The sequence below is a fragment of the Sphingobacterium multivorum genome, assembly GCF_900457465.1.
Classification (GTDB): domain Bacteria; phylum Bacteroidota; class Bacteroidia; order Sphingobacteriales; family Sphingobacteriaceae; genus Sphingobacterium; species Sphingobacterium multivorum.
Window position 1 is genome coordinate 119,090 of record NZ_UAUU01000011.1, and the last position, 22,284, is coordinate 141,373.

Genomic DNA, 22,284 nt, shown 5'->3' on the forward strand with positions numbered 1-22,284 from the left:
TAAAAGATTGGAGAAAAAGACTAAAAGCTTACTATCAAAGAGTTAATCTTTCTTCCTAACATCAAATACTATCTTCGCTCGTTCAGGATCTTCATGTGGATTGGAAATCTCGATCTTGCCCATATCTGCCAATTCTTTCAATCGATAAAAGAGAAAAAGATCGCCTACGGAACTATCATAGAATTCATCCCATATATCACAAAGTGTATAGCCAACAATCAATGCCGACCTTTGAGGTGTCTCGTTGCACCTTTTCAAAAGATATGCATCAAAAAATGTCTCATCGCCAGCTAAATGTTTCCCTGAATCATCAAATAGATTAACTACTGCATCATTCGAACGAATATGCGACCAAAGTGATGAATAGGATTGAATATCATCTTCACTTAACTTTTCAAAGTGTTTAGCAGCCTCCACAATATTGTCTTCTCGCATCACCTGTAAGGAACGGAGATTTAGCTTTTCTCCTTTCTCGTTCCTAAAATTCATATGATGGAAATTGAGTTTATGAATAGGTGTCGAAGATTCTTTCAAGTGGGAGAGTAAACGTGCTATAATGATCTTTTCGTTGGCATCGTCACCAAGCCATAAGTAAATATGGCGATACCGATCGGAAGAAGAGATTACCTTTTTCAAAAGCGCTAGATTGTCATCTACAAAATTATTGCTCCCCTCAGACTGGATAGAACCAAAAACGTTAGTCCACCATGCCTTCCTGCTCTCAATAGCTTCCGCATCGCCCAAATCACATAGAGGTCCGAGACTAAGTGCTTCGGTAAAACCTAAAATTTCACCTTTCTCTACATCGATTAATTTGCTCTGAATGAGTGTAGCATTTCCGGAGAAACCAAAAGTGATGTGCAGATCCTTTTTAGACATGAATACCTACTTATCCTTCAACAACCTCTCCAAATACTCCACCTTAGATTTTTCGGCTTCCAAAAGGCGCTCGTAAAGCTTTTTGTTTTCCTCGTAAGCTTCGATCAGTTTGTCAGCAGGGTTAAAGGTAAATGTTGGACTGGTGCTATATGCGCCAGCACCACTATTATCATGGAAATTATTGAAATAGTTGAACACAGCCTCTTCACTAAAATTCTCAATAGCTTGTGGAGTAACCCCTAATGCTTCAGCAACTTGAATCAATAGATTTGCTTCAATCTCGGCATTGCGCTCCATATTTGATACAGCTTGTTGGCTTATACCCAATTCGAATGCTAAAGCTTCCTGCTTCATACCACGCAGTTCACGAATGCGGCTGATTTTTCTTCCTATATGGTTTGTCGTGTTGGTTGTACTCATAAATCCAAAGTTAACAAATTATTCATCGTTCAAGATACGAAATATCTTCATATGGTACAAAACAAGGATAGCGTTGTACGATACAAGGGCTATTGGTTTTATACAAGCTGTTTTGGTTCGGTACGTGGATGATGCTGTGTTCATTTGTGTAAACCCAAATAAATTGATGAAGAAGAAAAAGAATCCCAAGGTTGTAACCGTGGACATGTATCACAAGTATGCTGAAATCGATGAAATGTATTCCAGTAAAGTCAGAGAGATAAAATTGGATATTCCATCAAATCTCAGAATGTTGTGTGCCATACTGGATGTCAAGGTCGAGAAACTGTTAACCGATTTTATGTGGATGTTAAGTTATTCCCATCATAATTCAGCTACACCTAAACAACGAAAAGCAGCAAATAAGTTCTTTATCAACTGCAAGTATGGCCAGCCTCTGTATGCTAAAAATCAGGTCAAGCAGATGTTTGATGAATTAAAGGCTGAACGAGAAATTTATGAAACCATAGACGGGATGGATCACGAGGATAAGAAGCTATTTTGGAAAAATAATCATATGTATAAGCAGCACTGGTTTAAACGCTGGTTTGAAAAGAATAGACACACGGGTGATATTTCTGTACTTCAAGAATACTAACTAAAAAATCATGAATGATTTTAACGCCTTAATTATACAAACCCGTTGTAAGGTTATACTTGCACATGGCGAACAACCATCTTTCTCTATCAACGAAAGCGGAGAAAAGGCGAATTGGGTAAATACAGCTATCCTCAACGATCAATTAGTCGTATACACAAAGCCTGAATATTACGGTTACCTGCTGCTACATGATTATTATCCGCAGATAACAATTACCTATAAAACATTGACAGGATTGCAGATGCTGGATAGGTGTTTTGTAGAGTCTGATGGAACGCTCAAATTACAGAAGTTAGGCATGATCGTCAGAGAAGGGTGCATAAATATATCTGTAGATGCTTTTTTAATCGACTGTACCGTGATAAAAAATGGGTATGCAAAAATCTCCGGCGAAACAATCATCTCGTATGTTTTGGTGCATCAAATAAGTGTCTATGATGGATCAGAACTGGAAGCTTCGGGAGGAAATGTGCATGCCCACGACGCGGCCAACGTATCGATATGGTTTGAAGATGAGCTTGAATTTGGACTGTACGGACAAAGCAGTATGGAGTACAGGGGTAATCCGAGAATGAAAATATTGCAGTTAGATGAAGGCTGTGCATTAAGACAAATCAATGTCGGTGATAAAATAAAAATTAAAAATTGTCGGTTATGAATAATGCTTATATAAAAATCCGGAAGATGAGTGGGACATTCGATGGTATCTAATTGAAGGAGGAATACTTGAATCCATTCAATATGGCACTTATGAATCTTTCAAGAAAAAGCTATGGGACATCCTTGTTATTCTCACATCTCAAAACAATACAGAAGAAACAAAAAAAGAATATATAATTGATCGTTTAGATAACATCGTCTTAATGGTTAAGGGATGTCATTATTTTTTGCATCATAAAAAGCGATTAAAGTATGAAGAGGATTGGATAGATATCCAATAGCTACCAAATCCTTATCGCTGTTTAGAAAAATATCGACCTCGCGAAGACGAAAAGCTCAATCATCATGTAGCGCATTTCGATTATAATTTCACTCAGCTAACACGAGAAGAGATTCAAAATTTTGTGATCGCATTTGAGAATTTTTTCTCCGAAATGGATCTGTCTTCTTGGCTGAACTTATTAGATGATTGGAAAAGATGTATAAATGAGAAGGAATCCATCTTCGAAAGTTGTGGCGAATACGCATCTTTAAAAACTTACGAACAACTCTTAAAACTACGTGAAGCTTGTTATGTCGCTTACCACTGGGCAGCGATTAGTTATCCACCACCAAACAAACACTTAATAGTTGATTATTTAGGATCGGATTATATAAATGGCTATCAAAGTGCAAACCCTTTCGAAATGACTGGTGAGGTTTTCTATGAACAAAGTTACAGTAACATTAGACAAAGTATTTTGTATTTATATCCCACATGTTCTTGTGAAAGAGGTGCCATAGTATTGACTTCTCGTGACCTGCGATATGTTTTAAGGTGGTTGCTCCAAGCCGGATGGATGTTTTTACAAACAGATTATTTTCCTGAAAACTGGCTTGACCCTGACAAAATAGTCGTTCCTTAACAAAACCCACTATTTAATTTATTTTTAAAAACAGGATTAGAAAACAGCATAATTTGTATCTTATAAAATAAGAAAATAATTTTCTGTTTCAGTAGTTCCATCATTTTCTTCATGTTCCAAGCGGTTGCAGCTAGTAATGCATTGATTTGTGGTCCCGTTTCTCCCATGAAGTAATTTTTTGCCAGCCTAAAATCGGTTTTTAAATGTCCGATGATAGGTTCTATTGCCGCTCTGGTTCTAAATTTTTTTGCGCTTTGTCTGCTTTTGATAAGCAGTGTCTTTTTTTCTTGGAGTGCTTGGGATGGAGATTTTCACGCCCTTTATTTCTGATTTTCCTCTGCCACCTCTATCGTAAAGGAGTTCTTTTGGGAGCTTTTGACCACCGGTTTCCATCTGTTCCAAAAGTGGTTCTATGGTGTGACCATCGTAAGGAGTTTGCAAAAATGCTTTAATCCCGAGAATGATTTTCTTGCCTTTGTTGGCGGTGGTTATCAAACCTACCTTATTCCCAAATTCATACTGGCTATGCGCTTTTCCTTTGGCAATACATCGGGTAAAAGGCTTGTGAATGCTGTAAATTTTATCGGCATCGTTTCTTTTTTGTGTGACAACCTTGGTGTACAATGTCATTAAATCTTTATAAAATTCTTGCTGTTCTGCATTAAAATTCCGTTGCAATTCACGAATCAGTCTCATGGCGATGGTTTTGAGCTGTCTTTGAGATTTCCTTGCCGCTTTTGCCCGCTTGGGATGTTTTCCGTTGTAGGTGTTGCGCACCATTTGTTTGCTGACTTTTGTGTAGCGTTGTCTTTGTTTTATGCCTTCATTTCCGGCTATTTTGTTGCAATAATCGATCACTTTTTTGCACAATTTTGCATCGGTAGGAAAAGAGGTATTATTCTCCTGAACGGTAGTATCGGACAAAACAAAATTTGAGGTGTTCGTCTTGGCATCGTGCATTCTTACGCTGTAGGCAAAGATTTTTTCGATACCTTTTTCGCCAATTCTTTTTCGGAAATGAACAAAATTACTCGGGTCACAAGGAAATTCGTGTTCAAAGAAAACCCTGCCACAAAAATGCTGCATATAAGGATTCATGATCCAGGCTTTTTCCAACGTCTCATCGCCCAAATTATACAAATGTTTCAGTAGCAAACAACCCACCATAAACCGAATCGGATGGCTCGGATTGCCCACTTTGGAATACAAGGGCGAAAATTCTTTCTCAAAATAATTCCAATCTATTTTTTCTGAAAGTAGAACAAGTTCATGCTCGTGGTCAATAAAATCCACCAACATTGGGCGGAATAATTCTGGCTTCTTTTCTGGATTTTTCCCCAACATATTTGCAAGGTTTTAAAGCTCGAAGATACAAATTCTTGCAATAAAAAACAAGCTATTTTAAACCCAAAATACTAATAATCAGTAAATTATAGGTGGTTTAAGGAGAGACAAAATAGACTTTTTGCGCTGTCCTATTCCAGAAGCCGATATAGCAACTTGGAAGCCGAAGAGCTTAAGCAAGAAAGGAAAAAGAAACATTCCAAAGACTTTGTCGAAATTATTTTATGGCGTTGATGTACGTGACGAAATATACAGGGTTGAATGTAGGATGATGACTTATCTAGAGGATAAATATTCCGAAAAATATACAGATTTGAACAAAGAGCAAATTATCACAAGAGAACGGCTACTGAAAGTTTTGGATGTGCTAACCCTCATCGTTTTGGATCTGCGAAAACGTAGAACCAAGAAGGAAGGTATATGCAATCCGCCAATATTCGATCATGACAAGTAGACAGAATTACTAAAAGTTGAAAATGAAACCGAACCTTTATAAGTTATGGGAATTACAAATAAAAATGATCAGACTGATTTAAATAGCATCATTCTGATTCTAGCGAGCAAATACAATATCGATCGGATATTCCTGAACACTTACTATGCGGTTGATGTTCCTTTCTACGAGTTGGTTATTCTATTATCTAACAAGGAGCATAAATCTGTCGGCGAACTAGATCCACAGATTAGAATGTCCTTAAAGGATTTCCCGAAGTTTCATCATGTCACTTTGATAGCGTTTCAGGTAAAAAGTAAGCTTATTGATGGGAACTTATATTTACATATGACCTGTCACCCAGACAAACTTATTTATCAAAATCCATCGTCAAGATTCGAGCTATACCCTGAAGGGCATTCCATCGAAAATACTCTGGAGTCGGTAAACGAATTATTTGCGCGTGAAAATCATAAAATTAATGAGTTTAAAGAAGGATACTATTATTTCAAGGAACGAGATTCGCTGTCGCATGCAGGATTTATGCTGCATCAGGTATTTGAGTTGCGGTATAGATGCATGGAGATTATGGTCATGGGAAAGGAGCGCGCAACGCACTCCATCAGGTCTCACCATCGTTATCTTGTTAGAATAGCACCGTCACTAGCCACTATATTTAAAGAAGGCAAGCCAGAAGATGAAATTATGCTTCAATTTTTAGAGGGGGTATATCGGGCGGCACGCTATGAAGATGATTTTGACGTGGATCTTGATATTCTACTGAAGCTGGAAGAACGGATGGAAAACTTCATGCAGATCACAGACACGATGTTTGAGGATTCCGTGACGAATTTTAAAAACTACTCTTTTGAGGTCGATAATCCGAAAGAGAAATTAGAAGATCGTGTTGAAAGTCAAGAAAAGTCGCTACGAAGCATTTCTAATAACGATACTATGATGCCAGAATATGATGTCTACAAAAGCGCTGCTGATAAGAAGTTGGAATTGATTATTACTTGTTTGAAGAATACAATTGACATACAAGGCATTTATCTAGTTGGTCAGCGAACTAGATCATTTGTCATCAATGGCATTAATAAACCTTCAAATACTGACATTTATGATTACTACTTCGATTTGTTAATTGTTAGCGAAAACGATATTCGTGAAACAATAGGTAATATTCAAGCATCGATAAATAAAGAATTGGAAGTTTCCGTTTTATTCCTTTCTTTCACTCGAGATCAAATACAGAAACAGTTGGACAAAAATAGTCCATTCTTTCATCGGTCTTTGCAATATGTGGATCCGCTTTATGGTATGGAGATCAATTTATTGAAGTGGGAATTTCATGAACACAATGGAAAGCGTACTCAAGACGAAATGAAAGAGGCGAAGACAAAATGGTACCAAAGAGAAAATAACGCAAGTGGTTTCTACAATGGAGGTAAAGCGATAGATCAATCCGAAGAGGTTGAAATTAAAGTGCTTCTTTATAATCAAGCTATTGAACAAGCATGTCTGGGGCTACTAGAATATTTTTATGACTATACGCCATACCAATACAATCTAAAACATTTGTTCAGTTTGTGTGCTAGTTTATGGCAATTTCCAAACGATATCTTTCCTCGTAATACCGAAGAAGAAAAATCGCTATTCGATGAATTTGCGCAAACTGTAAAAGATACGCGATATCAGGGTTGGTCCATGGTCGGTAGGGATGAAGCTTATCGTTACGACGAACGATGTGAGCGGTTTCTTAAAGAATGTATAAAGCTTGTTCGAAGTCTTTTGTTTCTCGCTTTCTTTCTGTTTTTTAACATTATATCCTTGTAAACCCGCTGTTAAACAGTTAAATTGCTTGAAATTTATTGTCAATTAGAATATAAACATAAATAATATGAACAGAAAAGCGGCATTTCTTTTAGGAATTTTGGCCTCTTGTGCATTACCGCAAGTAACCTTTGCTAAACATTCAATCGGAGAATCCATCCATTATCAACAAGACGTAGAAGGCAAAGAGCTGATTGGTCGATGGGACATCGAAGTTGATATTAATGGTACCCCTGCACCATCTTGGTTGGAGGTAAAATTGTCGGGCTATAGAACTTTAGTCGGTCATTATGTGAGTACTTCCGGAAGTGCTCGGCCAGTTTCGCAGGTGTTTTATGAGAAAGGAAAGTTTAGATTTGCTATCCCACCTCAATGGGAAGGCGGAAAGATGAATCTAAGTGTTGAAGGCGAGGTTGTAAACGGTGTATTGCAAGGGACAATAACAGAGCCTGATGGGAAAACATATCGCTTTAAAGGTGTTCGTGCTCCGGAGCTGAAGCGAACAGCTGCAGTAAAATGGGGGAAGCCCAATCAGCTGTTCAACGGCAAGGATCTGTCAGGATGGAAAGCTACCGGTAAAACGAATCAGTGGGTGGTGAAAAACGGAATTTTGACTAGCCCGCAATCTGGTTCTAATTTGGTCTCTGAGCAAAAATTTGAAGATTTTAAATTACATGTTGAATTTAAAATTCCAGCAGGAAGTAATAGTGGTGTCTATTTAAGAGGCCGTTATGAGGTTCAGATAGAAGATAGTCCAAAAGACGCACATCCTAATGCCGTACTTTTTGCGGGCGTCTATGGTTTCCTTGCAGCAAATGAGATGGTGAACAAAGGGGCCGGAGAATGGCAGACCTATGATATTACATTGGTAGGGCGTCTAGTGACGGTTGTGGCAAACGGAAAGACTGTTATCAGTAACCAAGAAATCCCTGGTATAACGGGCGGTGCTTTGGATAGTAAAGAGGCAGAGCCGGGACCAATTTATTTCCAAGGGGATCATGGTCCCGTGGAATTCCGAAAAGTGATTATTACTCCAGCTATTAAATAGCATAACATGATACAAAGGCTATCTGAAAAGGTAGCCTTTTTAAATCCCTATGACAACGACTACAATATCTTCATTCTGGTAGGAGGTGTAATAGCGCTCAATGGAGCCATGAGCCTTGTACTCTTGCAACTCTTCAAAAACCATTTTTTTTAACATTCCTTTTCCCTTGCCATGAATAAATTTTATTTCGTTCATTTCCCAATAAATAGCTGCGTCTAGATTAGATCGCATAAAATCCATGGATTCTTGTAAGAGCTCCTCTGGCGAATAATCTTCCCAATCTTCAAGGAAAGTATCGGTGTGTAAGTCTACGATAGCTGGTGGTTTGCGCATTTCTCAATATTTTACAATGCTGCAAAAGTATAATAAAACGGCGACTTAATAGGTTAAGTCACCAACAAAATCAATCGCTTGGGCAAATTTTTCATACCATTTTTTGATAATAGCTGCAATTTCATACTCTTCCTCATCGGCATGGTTGAGCATGAGTAACTCGATCGATTGGAGTAGCTGTTTGAGATCTAGAAAATAACCGTCGAAATCCCGGAACGCAGACACAGTATCCCGAATTAGCAGCATGGAATCATGTCGAAGTGTAATCATATCATGACGTGAAGATATTCGGTCCAGCAACCATTCCTTTTGGAAATTGGAGTCAATATGTCTGTTGCAAGCCTGATTAAAAAGCAATTCAAATTCAACAATTTGATGTTTCAGGTCATATATAGCTTTTTGGAGCTCTTCAAAAGTACTGATGATCTTTTCTTGGGTCTCCATGTTTTTTGATATAATTGCCATGATATTTTACTTAAAAATGTATGCGCTTGGTTTTTAGTTATTTAAATAAAAGCATGTAAGGTATATACAAATAGTTCAGCCGAATGTTTTACATTTCTAAAATTCGGTTATGATTTTTGTATATAAAAGAAGAGACTGAGCTTAAAACGGAACTGAGTTTTTTTGGTTTTTGGTCCCGTTTTCAAATCGTAGATTTTTTTTGAAACCTAATTTATTTAATACTATTTAATTTTAAGTATATTTAATATGCTGTATTGCAGCCAATGCAGTGTAAATGTATTAACTATGTTAGCATCTAGTTTTGTTGATTTCTTTAAGAAGAGGATGTCCTATGTCCTTTTTTTAGCATTGCTATTGGTATGCAGCTTGCCCATGTGTCATGGCCAATATAAGCTGAAAGATTCTACAAAATTTATAAACGATCAGTTGCCCAGGTATCTCGGAAGAATGGGGAAGATTAAGTCTATAAATTATCCCCTAGGTGGTCGTGAAGCAATCTTGCGAATATTACTGAAAGACTATTACGTGTATAGATTGGTGTCAGGAGAGGATAGTATGGATAGGGAACGTTATCCTGCTTTATGGAATTCTCTTTCGATACAAACATTTAAAACGCTAAATACGCGTGATATGTTTAGTTACTGTATGCTTGCACCTGAGTTTGAGATGCAAAATTGTGGTTCCTTGGGGCGCTTGAAAGGTCAATACATATTTGGAGTCTATTATCGAGGGGACATACCGCTGGAATATTGGAGCAATAGACAGTTGGTTGCTTTGCATGGAAGTAGAGATTCTGTTGTACGATATATGGACCAGATGTGGCCTACACTCGATTTCATTGGTGAGAATACCAAAGATTTAGCGGTTGAATTGATGATGTGGGAGTTGATACCAAAGGTGTTGGATAAGTTGGTTCTGGCGCCAACGGACAATGATCTGTATGCTCTATTGGTACAAATAATGATGCGTCTGAAATTCAAACCTTTTGAAGATTCTGCTATTTATGAGCAATTGTATGGTCCGACATCTTATATAGGAAGTCGAATTGAAAGCAATGCAGAAAATCGGAATGACATCATGAAACTCGCGCGGGAATGTTTTGAAACGCTAAATACATCGCCTGGCTTCCAATTGCCAACTTATATTAAACGGGAGCGTTTCTTAGACCCTCCTTCTTCAAGGGAGCTGTCAGGTGGCATGAGTACCTCAAAAGGACCAGATTGGAAGTGGAAAAAAGTAGAGTTACATCATTATAAGCTAAAGTTGTAGATCTTTGTCTAGAAGCAAAATTTACCATGAAGGTAAAGTATCTTTTTAACTGTAGTCTTTTCTAAAGCTTATACTAGTTTGACCATAAGTAGGGGAGTAGGTTATTTCCTTTTTTTTTACGTTATTCGCGTAAACGAAAATAGCTTAAGATATAATATAATGAAGGAAAAGGCAATTGGAAATTACCAACTAGAAATCTGTTCAAATTCCGTAGCATCTGCAATTGAAGCCGAACAAGGAGGTGCGAGCAGGGTAGAGTTTTGTCAAAATTTGGAAAACGGAGGGACTACACCTTCGTTTGGTCAGTTGCAATTAGTGCGGAAACTGGTAAATATTGGTATTCATGTGCTTATCAGGCCACGTGGAGGTGATTTTCTTTATACAGAGACCGAGATCTTAGAAATGATAGCAGATATTCAGTTGTGCAAGGAATTGGGGATAGATGGTGTTGTAATAGGTATGCTGAACGCAGATGGTACGGTGGATAAAGTGAATACTTTGCGATTGGTGGAAGCAGCGCGTCCGATGCATGTTACCTTTCATCGTGCTTTTGATCGCGTGGAAGATCCTTTTCAGGCATTGGAAGATGTCATTGAACTGGGGATAGATCGTATTTTGACATCTGGTCTGCAAAATTCTGCTTTAGCTGGAGCTCCATTACTCAAACAGTTGGTTCAACAAGCAATGGCCGTGTTGTAATTATGCCTGGTGCAGGTGTCGATGCAGCTAATATAGTTCATATTTTAGAGCAAACTGGTGCAGTTGCAATACATAGCTCAGCGAAAGAATTGCATGTGTCGAAGATGAGGTTTAACCAGAGTCAGGTCAATGGAATGGATGAGGCCACAGTGGATTAGCTCAAAAGAAAAAGTCCACCAAATGGTGGACCTATTAAAAAGCCTTTAAAGTAGTACTTTAAAGGCTATTAAATTCTTCTTACTACTTAGCTTCTGAAGCTAATTGATTTAAGATAGCATCGTTTTTAACGATTTGGTTGCTAGCTTTCATTTTTGATCTAGAACCTAACTCTACGTTAGTTCCTAATTTCAAAAACTGAACTTCAACACGTGAAACAGTTTTATTTCTTCTATCTTTTCTTTTTAAACGTGTAACTCCCATTTTGATAATATTTTTATTGTTTAAAATAAAACGAGGTCGGAAGCGGATTCGAACCGCTGTAGGAGGTTTTGCAGACCTCAGCCTAGCCACTCGGCCATCCGACCCTATTTTTTTTCCTTTTGAAGGTCTGCAAAAATAAAACTTATAATTGGAATTAAAAAATCTTTATGATAAAACTTTTATGTTTTTAAGCATTGGTCTGAAAACCAAGCTGGTATTTTGCTGTGTGATCCTTTGAGCGATAGTCAGCAGCAACATACCGGAGGGTTTTCAGCTTGGGATAACCAAGACGTTTTTGATAAAGCACTTTCCTCGGTAAAATCAAACACCGAATCCCTTGCAGCTCGCCATCAGATTGAAATAATACGCCAATCACTGTATCTTTTAAAGGACAATGCTAAATCGTGAAAAGATACTTTTTTGTGATGTTTTACTTTGTAAATTAAAGGCTTATGGATTTTGGAATAGATATTGCAAATGGGAATGTAATAAATCTCATACAGGAAATTATGAGATTAAGTGATAAAAGAAGAAAGTAAATTAAATTAGGAAACATGAAAAAACTATTATTATCTGCAGCAATTTTATTTGGTTCATTAGGAGCCTTTGCACAAGGTGGATTGGGATATGGACTACGTGCGGGGGTAAATATTCCTAAATATTCATTTGAAAATGGAAGTTCTGAATCTAACACGGGTTTTTTTGTAACGGGTTATTTAGATGCACCTATTTCTCCAAACTTTTCCATCCAACCGGGGTTGTCTTTGCAAAATAAAGGTGGTAAATATACAGCAACTTCTGATAACGCTACAGGTGAGTTAAAACAAAGTATAATGTCTTTGGATATCCCTGTAAATGCGGTTGCTAAATTTCCTACGGGAGGATCTGGTAATTTCTTTATTGGAGCTGGCCCTTACGTGGGATTTGCACTTAGTGGTAAAAATAAATTTGAGGCAAGTTCAAATAATGCTAGTGTAAAAAGAGAATGGGATGTAAAATTTGGTAGTGGAGATGGTGATGAATTAAAACGTACCGATTTCGGTATAAACTTCTTGGCAGGCTATCAATTATCAAACGGTTTTCAGATTAATGCTGGTTACGGACTTGGTTTAACTAATTTATCTCCAGTATCTAACCTTTCAACGAAAAACCGTGTTTGGTCTGTGGGTATCGGTTTCGGACTATAAGAAATATAAGTACTTAAACTTATTATGAGGAAAGAGTCCCTGCATTTGTGGGGACTTTTTTATTGGATTAAACTTAAGTCAACCGAAATTGTTATTTTTATTCAAAAGATTGCTGCATGAAAAGATTTCTTCCTTTACCCTTTTATGTTAAACTTGTCAGTGTATTGATCAGTATACTTTTATTGGGATATTTGGCAAAGATCGGAGATACCATACTTATTCCCATGATTTTGGGCTTGTTGTTTTCGCTGCTGCTGATTCCGTTAAGTAATTTTTTGGAGCGAAAGCTGCGGTTCCCAAGGACATTGGCTGGCATATTGAGCGTTATTTTATTTTTCGGTGTGTTAGGTTACGGACTTTTTCTATTAGCTTCTCAGCTTACACTCCTTAAAGAAGATTTCCCGGCTTTTAAGCAACAGATTATGGATGGTGTGGGCAATTTACAGACTTGGGTGAGCCAGCAGTTTGGAATACAGCATAAAGATCAGATTGATTTTATTAATAAAACAGCATCAAAATCCGTTGATTCGGGAACTTTATTTTTAGGTACTGCATTGGTTTCCCTGTCGTCGATGTTTATTCTGTTTGTCTTTACCTTTCTTTACACATTCTTCTTACTGATATATAGGGGACATATTGTCAAGTTTCTTTTATTTGTCAACCGTATAGAGGACCGACCTATTGTCCTGGACGTCGTTCAACAGGTTCAGTATGTCGTCAAAAAATATCTTATTGGCCTACTGATCCAAATGAGCTTGGTTTCCCTTTTGGTCTTTATTGTCCTTTCTTTAATTGGGGTAAAATACAGTCTGCTTTTGGCATTGATTACTGGCGTATTCAATGTGTTGCCTTATGTTGGTATTTTCTCCTCAATGCTCATCATTGCCATTCTGACGTTTGCAACATCTTCTTTTACCCATGTCGTCCTGGTCATCATCGCCCTCATTATTATACATATGATCGACAGCAACTTTATTGTCCCTAAGATTGTGGGTTCTAAGGTGAAAGTTAATTCGCTGTTTGCTATGCTCTCCATTATTATTGGCGAAATGGTATGGGGTATTTCCGGTATGTTTTTGGCGATTCCTATTTTGGCGATTGTCAAAATTATAATGGACCGCATTAAGGAGTTAAAACCTTGGGGATTTCTTTTAGGGGAAGAAGATAGTAAGGATGACGTTTACAATGATATGTACGCGACCTTGCACCATGAACTTCCCCCTTCGACTGAAATTGATAAAGAAGCCGAATAGTTTTTTTATTACTTTTGCCCGCTATCTCAAGCATAGCGAATAAAAGTAATTATATGAAGAGAATATTATTAACCACATTTGCCATTGTGGGAATGACAACCGGGCTTCAGGCTCAAATGTCTTTCGGCCTTCGTACGGCAGCCAATTTTGCAAAGGAAGTGAGATATTCAAGCTATGGAAGCTCGGCCTATCCTGCCATTACAAGATTACATGTAGAAGCATATGTAGAGCTTGCATTGCGTAATAATTTTGCTTTGCAACCTGGTGTGGCTCTTCAACAGACAGGATCCAAAATGAGTACAGGTTCGCAAAATGGTGAAATTTTGATGGATGGCTGGCGTAAGGTACAATATCTTGAAGTCCCTTTAAACTTAATGTATTACTTTCCTCAAAATAATTTTGGACAATTTTTTCTAGCTGGGGGACCATATACAAGTGTTGCAATCTCTGGGAAAGAGAAATTTTCTAGGACTGTAGAAGAAATTCAGTTTGGGACTAGAAAAATAGCAATGAGATGAAGAAATATGATGCTGGATTAAATTTTTTAGCGGGATTTAAATTAACAAATGGCTTTTCGGTGCATGGCGGATATGGGTTAGGTCTTTTAGATATCAAGCTAGATGATAAGATTAGTACCTATAATCGTGTATTTTCAATCGGACTTGGTTATCAGCTATAATTTTAATTGGTCGAAAAATGTCTTTCACCTCATGTTTTGGATTTATTAGTTTCATGAGGAATATTTGCGCAAACAAAACCTTCATGATTCCGCGGACAGCAACAGCAATGGAAGCCGACTGAAGGTTTCTTTCTGGCTAATAATATCAGACACATTCACAAAAAAAGGGCTTTTCTTGCGAAAGGCCCCTTCTTTTTTTCAGTGATTGAAATCTATCACACTTTGATTTCTACTTCAACACCTGAAGGTAATTCAAGTTTCATCAATGCGTCAACAGTTTTAGCGTTTGAAGAATAGATATCCAACAATCTTTTGTAAGCACATAATTGGAATTGCTCACGTGCTTTTTTGTTAACGTGTGGTGAACGTAATACCGTGTAGATTTTTTTCTCAGTAGGCAATGGAATAGGACCACTAACAACTGCACCTGTAGGTTTTACTGTTTTTACGATTTTTTCAGCTGATTTGTCAACCAAATTGTAATCGTAAGATTTCAATTTAATTCTGATTCTTTGGCTCATAGTATATGATATTATTTAAAAATGACCGCTGATTAGAGCTATTAACAACCAGCGGTCGGTTTATTTTTGAGTTCTATATTATTCTACAGAACCTTTGATTTTACCTTTTGATTTTGCAATCACCTCATCAGCAACGTTACGAGGAGCTTCTTCGAAGTGATCAAATTCCATCGTAGATGTTGCACGACCTGAAGTGATTGTACGTAATTGCGTTACGTAACCGAACATCTCAGAAAGTGGAACCAATGCTTTGATTACCTGTACACCGTTACGTGAATCCAAACCTTGCATTTGACCACGACGACGGTTTAAGTCACCCATTACATCACCCATGTTTTCTTCTGGTGTTAAAACCTCTATTTTCATAATTGGTTCCATTAACACTGGAGAACATTTAGGCAAGCCTTCACGGTATGCTTGACGAGCAGCTAATTCGAAAGACAATGAATCTGAATCGACAGCGTGGAATGAACCATCAATCAAACGAACTTTCATTCCTGATAATGGGAATCCTGCTAATACACCATTTTTCATTGAAGTTTCAAATCCTTTTTGAACTGAAGGGATAAATTCTTTAGGGATTTTACCACCAACGATTTCATTAACGAATTGAAGCGGTGATTTTGTTAAATCGAAATCTTCGTCCGCTGGAGAAATAACAACTTTGATATCCGCGAATTTACCACGACCACCGGATTGTTTTTTGAATACCTCACGGTGCTCAGTAGTACCGTTGATAGACTCTTTGTATGATACTTGAGGAGCACCTTGGTTAACCTCTACTTTAAATTCACGTTTCAAACGGTCGATCAAGATCTCTAAGTGAAGCTCACCCATACCAGAGATAACTGTTTGACCAGTTTCTTCGTCAGTTTTTACAACGAATGTAGGATCCTCTTCAGCCAATTTACCAAGACCAATACCTAATCTATCAACGTCAGCTTGAGTTTTAGGCTCGATCGCCAAACCAATTACTGGTTCAGGGAAAGTCATAGATTCAAGAACGATAGGTGCTTTTTCGTCACAAAGAGTGTCTCCAGTTTTGATGTCTTTGAAACCTACAACAGCACCGATATCACCAGCCTCGATGAAAGGGATCGGGTTTTGTTTGTTTGCGTGCATTTGGAAGATACGAGAGATACGCTCTTTGTTTCCTGAACGTGTGTTCAATACATAAGAACCTGCATCTAACTTACCAGAGTAAGCACGGATAAAACATAAACGACCTACGAATGGGTCAGTCGCAATTTTGAAACCTAAAGCTGCGAAAGGTTCGTTTACAGATGGTTTACGGAAAATCTCTTCACCTGTATCCGGGTTAGTACCTTTTACAGCTTCTACATCAAGCGGTGAAGGCAATAATTCCATGACCAAATCCAACATAGTTTGAACACCTTTGTTTTTGAAAGATGAACCACAAACCATAGGAACGATAGAGTTATCCAATACAGCTGCGCGTAATGCATTTAAGATCTCGCGCTCAGTCAATGAATCTGGATCTTCGAAGAATTTCTCCATCAAAGTCTCATCATAACCAGCTACTGCTTCCAATAATTTCTCACGGTATTCAGCAACTTCGTCCAACATATCATCAGGAATAGGAACTTCAGTGAAAGTCATTCCTTTGTCGTGTTCGTTCCAAACGATACCACGGTTGTTGATCAAGTCAACTACACCTTTAAAACTATCTTCAGCACCGATAGGCAATTGCAAAGCAACTGCATCAGAACCTAACATATCTTTAACTTGTTTTACAACTTTCAAGAAGTCAGCTCCTGAACGGTCCATTTTGTTAACGAAACCGATACGAGGTACTTTATACCCATCAGCTAAACGCCAGTTTGTTTCAGATTGAGGCTCAACACCATCAACAGCTGAAAACAAGAATACTAATCCGTCTAGTACACGTAATGAACGGTTTACCTCAACCGTGAAATCCACGTGTCCAGGAGTATCGATTACGTTTACTTGGTATTTGTTGTTACGGTAGTTCCAGAATACTGTTGTAGCAGCAGAAGTAATCGTGATACCACGCTCAGCTTCTTGCTCCATCCAGTCCATTGTAGAAGCACCTTCGTGAACTTCACCAATTTTGTGGTTTACACCTGAGTAGTAAAGGATACGCTCAGTTGTTGTAGTTTTACCAGCATCAATGTGGGCAGCGATACCGATATTTCTAGTGAATTTTAAATCTCTTGCCATAATATTTTTAAGCAGCGGACCTTAATGGTCTTATGTGTTTAAATGTAATGTTAAATAAGTACACCGACCTTGATAAAAGATTGTTTTTATCGGAGGTCGGTGTAATCATATTTTTTTGAATGTCTTCAAAATTAGAATCTGAAGTGTGAGAACGCTTTGTTAGCTTCCGCCATTTTGTGCGTATCTTCTTTCTTCTTAACAGCAGCACCTTCACCTTTAGAAGCTGAAATGATTTCTCCTGCTAATTTTCGAACATTGTTTTTTCACCACGTTTACGAGCGTATGAAATTAACCATTTCATACCCAAAGCGATTTTACGATCTGGACGAACTTCCATAGGAACTTGGAAGTTAGCACCACCAACACGGCGTGATTTAACTTCAACAGCAGGCATAACGTTGTTCAAAGCTTTTTTCCAAGCTTCTAAACCGCTTTCTTGTGTTTTTTGTTCTACTAATTCTACTGCATCGTAAAAAATAGAATAAGCGATAGATTTTTTACCATCCACCATCATATTGGTTTACGAAACGTGTTACCTGAACGTCATTAAACTTTGGATCAGGTAAAATGATTCTCTTTTTCGGTTTTGACTTTCTCATTTTTCTTTCCTCCGTTTAATTATTTCTTTTTACCTTTTGCTGGAGCTGCAGCTGCTTGTCCTGGTTTAGGACGCTTAGTTCCGTATTTAGAACGACGTTGGTTACGACCTGCTACACCTGAAGTATCTAATGCACCACGGATGATGTGGTAACGTACACCTGGTAAATCCTTAACACGACCACCACGAATCAATACGATCGAGTGCTCTTGTAAGTTGTGACCTTCTCCAGGGATGTAAGCGTTGACCTCTTTTCCGTTTGTTAAACGTACACGAGCTACTTTACGCATTGCTGAGTTTGGTTTTTTTAGGGGTAGTAGTATATACACGTGTACATACACCTCTTCGCTGTGGACATGAGTCCAACGCTGGTGACTTACTCTTATCAACCAGAGCTACTCTACCTTTTCTAACTAATTGTTGAATAGTAGGCATTTACCTGTTTTTGTTTATAAATTTTGTACCTTAAATATTTTAAGTTCGCAAAGATACTGATTCTCTTTTGAATATGAAATAGTTAGTGTATAAAATTTAGATTATTTTTTGAATTGGCGCTGCTCTTTTCTGGAATATACCCATGCCCTTCTTTATTACCTCTTCATGCTTCTTTATTATCTCACTATCCTAATGACCTGGTCGCCCTCTCCGGGATGTTTAGCCTGTAGTCCAACATCTTCATCATTTGTACGCTTCCACTATCAAACTAATTTGTCAGCCACTTATGCTGTCATATGTTGCCAAAATCGAAGAGATAACTCCTTATGCTTGGTTGTACAAAAATATAGACGATTTTAGGGGGGGCGAATAGCCACTCAATGGGGTGAATAGGTTTTTTCTTATATCTGCCGTAAGCTGTTCTTTCTCTGTGGAATATTCTTTAAAAACAGCCTTTTTTCAAAATTTCTCTTCTACTGGTTTCTGAGTATATTGCCTGCTTTGCCTGTTTTTGCGTTCTGTTGGCAAAGCGTTTGATAAAAACGTATAAATATTTAGTAGAAACAAATTAATGTATTCAAGTTATGAAAATCAAAATGAAATTAATGTATGCAGTGGTATTGGCCTTGGTCACTTTCGCTTTTGTTGGATGTTCAAAGGACAAAGATGAACCTATCCAAACAGGTGGTAGCATCGATGCAGCTGTAGGTACGTATAAAGGTAAATTGGATCTATCAAACACAACTGGTCCTATGTTTGATAAAATCGTGACGGTTACAAAAGTATCTGACAACACACTCAAAGTTGAGATCGGGGACAAAAGCATTAAAAATACCAACGAAAGAATTTAAGTTATTATAATAGAATGTATCGATTCAAACAGCAGGTGTTTCTCCCGAAGGAACATTCTTGTTTGATGTAAAAATAAGACCCTTCTTTGCCAGGGAGAGAAAACAAGTGCAACAGAAGTCTTTTATACTTTCGAAGGAAACGAAACAATAACTTTTTGTTTCTTATTCCAATGAAAAAGCGGTATTGACTAAATTCAATACCGCTTTTTCATGTCTTAAATCCGATTGGGTACGTTTAATAAGCTCGTTGGACCAGTTATGGTGGTTTTATATTAAGACAATAACGTAAAATCAATCTGCCGTTTATCCAGATCTACTTTCTTTACCCGGATTTGCACCTCATCACCCAACTGAATTTCTTTTTCTTCCGTTGACCAATAATGGCATAGTTCTTTTCATCAAGTACGTAAAAGTCATCGGTGATATCCCGCAGCCTGACCATACCCTCACATTTATTCTCTTCAATCTCCACATACATACCCCATTCTGTAACACCTGAGACAATACCTGTATATTCAGTGCCAATCTGATCCTGCAAGTATTCGGCCTGTTTGTATTTGATCGATGCACGTTCGGCTTCAGCTGCTTTTTTTCTCCATTTGGGAGAATGCTCGGCCATCTTCTCATAATGTTCCGCATTGATTTTGGTACCTCCCTCCAGATAGAATTGCAAAAGACGGTGTACCATCACATCGGGATAACGACGGATAGGGGAGGTGAAATGGGTATAATAATCGAATGCCAATCCATAGTGGCTTGTCTTCTTTGTCGTATAGATCGCCTTGGCCATCGAACGTACAGCAAGCGAAGTCAGCATATTTTGCTCTTTGCTGCCTTCTATTTTGGTCATCAAAGCATTTAAAGATTTTGCTGTTTCCTTATCGGTTTTGATGGTTAATTTATGGCCAAAACGCGCTGCAAATTGAGAGAACGTCGTCAGCGTCTCCGGATTAGGTACATCGTGAAACCGGTATACAAACGTTAGCTTGTTTTTTCCGCGCCCTTGTTTACCGATAAACTCGGCAACTTTACGATTCGCCAATAGCATAAAATCTTCAATCAGCTTGTGTGCATCCTTACGGACCTTGGTATATACCCCGGTAGGTTTGCCATTTTCATCCAAGGTGAATTTTACTTCTTCACTTTCAAAGGCTATTGCACCATTTTTAAACTTACGTTCCCGAAGAATATAGGCCAGTTCATTTAATTTCAGAATCTCTTCACTGAAATCGCCCGATTTCGTTTCAATCACCTCCTGTGCTTCTTCATAACTGAAACGGCGGTCCGAATGAATGATGGTGCGGCCGAACCATTGATGGTGTACATTGGCTTTTTCGTCTAATTCGAAAACAGCCGAAAAGCATAACTTATCTTCATGTGGGCGTAAGGAACAAACGCCATTAGAAAGACGCTCCGGAAGCATCGGGATAACACGGTCCACCAAATAGACCGATGTACCACGGTTAAATGCTTCTTTGTCCAATTCTGTATCGGGTATCACAAAATGCGAAACATCCGCAATGTGAACACCGATTTCATAGTTGCCATTCTCTAATTTTTGAAAAGAGATGGCATCATCGAAATCTTTTGCATCCGCGGGATCAATGGTAAAGGTTGTAATGTTTCTAAAATCACGCCGCTTGGCAATTTCCTCCTTGCTTATTTCTTCTGGAATTTTATTCGCTTCATCCTCTACTTTTTTAGGGAACTCCAATGGGAAACCATAGTCGGCCAAAATAGCGTTCATCTCGGTGTTATTTTCCCCTTTGGTGCCCAAGACATGTTTAACCGTTCCAACAGGATTCTTGCTCCCGCTTGGCCAGTCGATAATCGACACGACCACTTTTTCTTTGTCCTTGGCTCCATTCAGATTGTCCAAAGGAATAAAAATGTCGTGTAGCATCTTGCGGTCATCCGCAATAAAAAAAGCAAAATTGTTGGAGATGCTGATTGTTCCCGTGAAATCAGTCTTGGCCCTTTGCAGAATTTCAACGACTTCACCCTCTTTTTTGCGGCCACCTTTTCTTTTTTCGAAGGTATGGACCTTGACAATATCGCCATGGAGTGCCTGTCTAAGTTTCCGTGGAGCGATATAAATATCATTTTCAAATTCGTCATCCGGAATTACATAGGCAGAACCATCGGCGGTCATATCTACTTTCCCTGTGACATACACTTTGAGTTGCTTCAAATTAAATTTGCCTCGATCCACCTCAATAAAAAGCCCATTCCTTACATTGTCATGTAAAATATCGGCGATAGCGACTTTCGAGTCGTTATCGTTGAGGTTCAATTTTGACGAAACTTGTTTATAGTTGAGGGGCTTATTACCCGATTTTTCGAAAATATCGATAATCAGTTGTGTTAACACCTCTTTATATGGATTTTCTTTTCTTGTTTTCATTCACTTATTATTTATTATTATTCATTTACATTGGTCTTTTACAGCCCAATGGATCCTTTGACTGGCTACGATAATGGATTTCAAAAAAACAGCCTTTACCACAGATTACGAGCGCTGTACATCAAGATCGATGCCAATACAATATACGAAAAAAACTGCATTTGACAGGACAATAAGGAGCTAAACGGAGCACCTTCCGATAGCCAATGTAAAGACAGTTCAGCAGAAAAATAGTTTTGGATTGGTACAGCCTGATTTACTTTTTGCAATGATTACACACTCCAAGTGCATTTACTGCGATCGCTTCAAGACTAAAACCTGCTGGGATCGACACCTTTGGTAAGGTCATATCTTCCAGACAGTATACAGAATTGCATACCCGGCAAATAAAATGCACGTGTTGATCATGATGATCATGTTCTGAACAGTTTGTCGAACACATGGCATAAGTCGCTGTACCATGTAGATCAAAGATTTTATGGATAATCCCTTTCTCTTCAAAACTGGCCAATACCCGGTATAATGTGACACGGTCAATATCCTTGCCCAGTAATTTCTCTAGCTCTGGCTGCGAAATTGCCGAGTCTTTCCTCGAAATAATTTCAAGTACCTTCAACCGGGGTTGGGTAACTTTTAAACTATTTCGTTTGAGAATTTCTGGATATACAGTGTTGGAATCTTCCATGGATTTCTTCGTTAAGCCTTAGATCAAATACAAACTAAGAGAAATTTAAACTTATTTGCAAGTTTAAAAACTATCCGACGGATTTATTCATCGTATTTTTTCCCTTTAAATAGATCTGTAA

At 38.1% G+C, this 22,284-nt stretch carries 22 protein-coding genes, 1 tRNA gene and 4 pseudogenes; 13 read left to right on the plus strand and 14 right to left on the minus strand.

Annotated elements, in window-relative coordinates; all coding sequences use genetic code 11:
- Positions 1-42: 42 nt before the first annotated feature.
- Both DTA23_RS17435 and DTA23_RS17440 read right to left on the minus strand, forming a co-directional pair.
- Positions 43-879: a DUF1835 domain-containing protein gene (locus tag DTA23_RS17435; protein ID WP_070563009.1), complete on the minus strand. Its 837-nt coding sequence runs from the start codon at positions 877-879 to the stop codon at positions 43-45.
- A gap of 6 nt (positions 880-885) precedes the next feature.
- A complete protein-coding gene (locus DTA23_RS17440) occupies positions 886-1,299 on the minus strand; it encodes a helix-turn-helix domain-containing protein (RefSeq protein WP_070563006.1) in 414 nt (137 codons plus the stop codon).
- A 166-nt stretch (positions 1,300-1,465) separates the two neighbouring features.
- On the opposite strand from DTA23_RS17440, the gene DTA23_RS17445 reads away from it, so the two are divergent.
- From DTA23_RS17445 to DTA23_RS17455, 3 genes are all read left to right on the plus strand, one after another.
- Entirely contained in the window at positions 1,466-1,936 is a 471-nt protein-coding gene (locus DTA23_RS17445; protein WP_139144921.1) for a hypothetical protein, read from the plus strand.
- Between the two features lie 10 nt (positions 1,937-1,946).
- Positions 1,947-2,597 (plus strand): GIN domain-containing protein, encoded by a 651-nt coding sequence (locus DTA23_RS17450; protein ID WP_070563002.1) that lies wholly within the window; start codon positions 1,947-1,949, stop codon positions 2,595-2,597.
- A gap of 406 nt (positions 2,598-3,003) precedes the next feature.
- Positions 3,004-3,504 (plus strand): hypothetical protein, encoded by a 501-nt coding sequence (locus DTA23_RS17455; RefSeq protein ID WP_146753108.1) that lies wholly within the window; start codon positions 3,004-3,006, stop codon positions 3,502-3,504.
- Here the strand turns inward: DTA23_RS17455 and DTA23_RS30485 are convergent.
- Positions 3,501-3,779, minus strand: coding sequence for a transposase (locus DTA23_RS30485; protein ID WP_370445156.1), 279 nt, complete (start codon positions 3,777-3,779; stop codon positions 3,501-3,503). The two genes, DTA23_RS17455 and DTA23_RS30485, sit on opposite strands and share 4 nt — an antisense overlap.
- A complete protein-coding gene (locus DTA23_RS17460) occupies positions 3,742-4,848 on the minus strand; it encodes an IS5 family transposase (protein WP_218565404.1) in 1,107 nt (368 codons plus the stop codon). The genes DTA23_RS30485 and DTA23_RS17460 overlap by 38 nt, the downstream gene beginning before the upstream one ends.
- 121 nt (positions 4,849-4,969) lie before the next feature.
- Between DTA23_RS17460 and DTA23_RS17465 the strand changes: the two genes are divergently transcribed.
- From DTA23_RS17465 to DTA23_RS17475, 3 genes are all read left to right on the plus strand, one after another.
- Positions 4,970-5,302, plus strand: coding sequence for a hypothetical protein (locus tag DTA23_RS17465; protein WP_112375513.1), 333 nt, complete (start codon positions 4,970-4,972; stop codon positions 5,300-5,302).
- A 45-nt stretch (positions 5,303-5,347) separates the two neighbouring features.
- Positions 5,348-7,117, plus strand: coding sequence for a hypothetical protein (locus DTA23_RS17470; protein WP_070562996.1), 1,770 nt, complete (start codon positions 5,348-5,350; stop codon positions 7,115-7,117).
- 64 nt (positions 7,118-7,181) lie between these two features.
- Entirely contained in the window at positions 7,182-8,162 is a 981-nt protein-coding gene (locus tag DTA23_RS17475) for a 3-keto-disaccharide hydrolase (protein ID WP_070562993.1), read from the plus strand.
- A gap of 39 nt (positions 8,163-8,201) precedes the next feature.
- On the opposite strand, the gene DTA23_RS17480 is transcribed toward DTA23_RS17475, so the two are convergent.
- A complete protein-coding gene (locus DTA23_RS17480) occupies positions 8,202-8,495 on the minus strand; it encodes a Smr/MutS family protein (protein ID WP_070562992.1) in 294 nt (97 codons plus the stop codon).
- A 45-nt stretch (positions 8,496-8,540) separates the two neighbouring features.
- Complete coding sequence (locus tag DTA23_RS17485) at positions 8,541-8,960, minus strand: hypothetical protein (RefSeq protein ID WP_070562989.1); 420 nt, start codon at positions 8,958-8,960, stop codon at positions 8,541-8,543.
- A 285-nt stretch (positions 8,961-9,245) separates the two neighbouring features.
- Here DTA23_RS17485 and DTA23_RS17490 point away from each other — a divergent pair, with 285 nt between their 5' ends.
- Together DTA23_RS17490 and DTA23_RS17495 are read left to right on the plus strand one after the other, a co-directional pair.
- Complete coding sequence (locus tag DTA23_RS17490; protein WP_146753109.1) at positions 9,246-10,229, plus strand: hypothetical protein; 984 nt, start codon at positions 9,246-9,248, stop codon at positions 10,227-10,229.
- A 159-nt stretch (positions 10,230-10,388) separates the two neighbouring features.
- Positions 10,389-11,086 (plus strand): annotated as a pseudogene (locus tag DTA23_RS17495) (copper homeostasis protein CutC).
- An 82-nt stretch (positions 11,087-11,168) separates the two neighbouring features.
- Here the strand turns inward: DTA23_RS17495 and DTA23_RS17505 are convergent.
- Together DTA23_RS17505 and DTA23_RS17510 are read right to left on the minus strand one after the other, a co-directional pair.
- Complete coding sequence (locus tag DTA23_RS17505; RefSeq protein WP_046671880.1) at positions 11,169-11,348, minus strand: hypothetical protein; 180 nt, start codon at positions 11,346-11,348, stop codon at positions 11,169-11,171.
- Positions 11,349-11,381: 33 nt separating this feature from the next.
- A tRNA-Cys gene (locus DTA23_RS17510) sits at positions 11,382-11,452 on the minus strand.
- A gap of 450 nt (positions 11,453-11,902) precedes the next feature.
- Between DTA23_RS17510 and DTA23_RS17520 the strand changes: the two genes are divergently transcribed.
- The 4 genes from DTA23_RS17520 (at position 11,903) to DTA23_RS27190 (ending at position 14,467) form a co-directional block, all read left to right on the plus strand.
- Positions 11,903-12,535 (plus strand): porin family protein, encoded by a 633-nt coding sequence (locus DTA23_RS17520; RefSeq protein WP_070562978.1) that lies wholly within the window; start codon positions 11,903-11,905, stop codon positions 12,533-12,535.
- Between the two features lie 116 nt (positions 12,536-12,651).
- Positions 12,652-13,788: an AI-2E family transporter gene (locus tag DTA23_RS17525; protein WP_083295825.1), complete on the plus strand. Its 1,137-nt coding sequence runs from the start codon at positions 12,652-12,654 to the stop codon at positions 13,786-13,788.
- Positions 13,789-13,841: 53 nt separating this feature from the next.
- Entirely contained in the window at positions 13,842-14,306 is a 465-nt protein-coding gene (locus tag DTA23_RS17530; RefSeq protein WP_112375517.1) for an outer membrane beta-barrel protein, read from the plus strand.
- The gene (locus tag DTA23_RS27190; RefSeq protein WP_172462448.1) at positions 14,303-14,467 is read left to right on the plus strand and encodes a hypothetical protein; all 165 of its coding nucleotides are present in this window, start codon (positions 14,303-14,305) and stop codon (positions 14,465-14,467) included. Before DTA23_RS17530 ends, DTA23_RS27190 begins: the two co-directional genes overlap by 4 nt.
- A gap of 215 nt (positions 14,468-14,682) precedes the next feature.
- Here the strand turns inward: DTA23_RS27190 and rpsJ are convergent, their stop codons facing one another.
- The 4 genes and pseudogenes from rpsJ to rpsL form a co-directional block, all read right to left on the minus strand.
- Positions 14,683-14,988, minus strand: coding sequence for a 30S ribosomal protein S10 (gene rpsJ / locus DTA23_RS17535; protein WP_028070501.1), 306 nt, complete (start codon positions 14,986-14,988; stop codon positions 14,683-14,685).
- A 78-nt stretch (positions 14,989-15,066) separates the two neighbouring features.
- Positions 15,067-17,190: an elongation factor G gene (gene fusA / locus DTA23_RS17540; RefSeq protein ID WP_046671862.1), complete on the minus strand. Its 2,124-nt coding sequence runs from the start codon at positions 17,188-17,190 to the stop codon at positions 15,067-15,069.
- Between the two features lie 131 nt (positions 17,191-17,321).
- A pseudogene (gene rpsG / locus DTA23_RS17545) lies at positions 17,322-17,704 on the minus strand (30S ribosomal protein S7).
- Between the two features lie 104 nt (positions 17,705-17,808).
- Positions 17,809-18,223, minus strand: a pseudogene (gene rpsL, locus DTA23_RS17550) (30S ribosomal protein S12).
- A 584-nt stretch (positions 18,224-18,807) separates the two neighbouring features.
- On the opposite strand from rpsL, the gene DTA23_RS17555 reads away from it, so the two are divergent.
- The gene (locus DTA23_RS17555) at positions 18,808-19,074 is read left to right on the plus strand and encodes a hypothetical protein (protein ID WP_112375518.1); all 267 of its coding nucleotides are present in this window, start codon (positions 18,808-18,810) and stop codon (positions 19,072-19,074) included.
- Between the two features lie 272 nt (positions 19,075-19,346).
- Here DTA23_RS17555 and rnr read toward each other — a convergent pair.
- Both rnr and DTA23_RS17565 read right to left on the minus strand, forming a co-directional pair.
- Positions 19,347-21,478 (minus strand): annotated as a pseudogene (rnr, locus tag DTA23_RS17560) (ribonuclease R).
- A gap of 256 nt (positions 21,479-21,734) precedes the next feature.
- On the minus strand, positions 21,735-22,163 hold the full coding sequence (locus DTA23_RS17565; RefSeq protein ID WP_046671865.1) for a Fur family transcriptional regulator: 429 nt from the start codon (positions 22,161-22,163) through the stop codon (positions 21,735-21,737).
- Positions 22,164-22,284 lie beyond the last annotated feature (121 nt).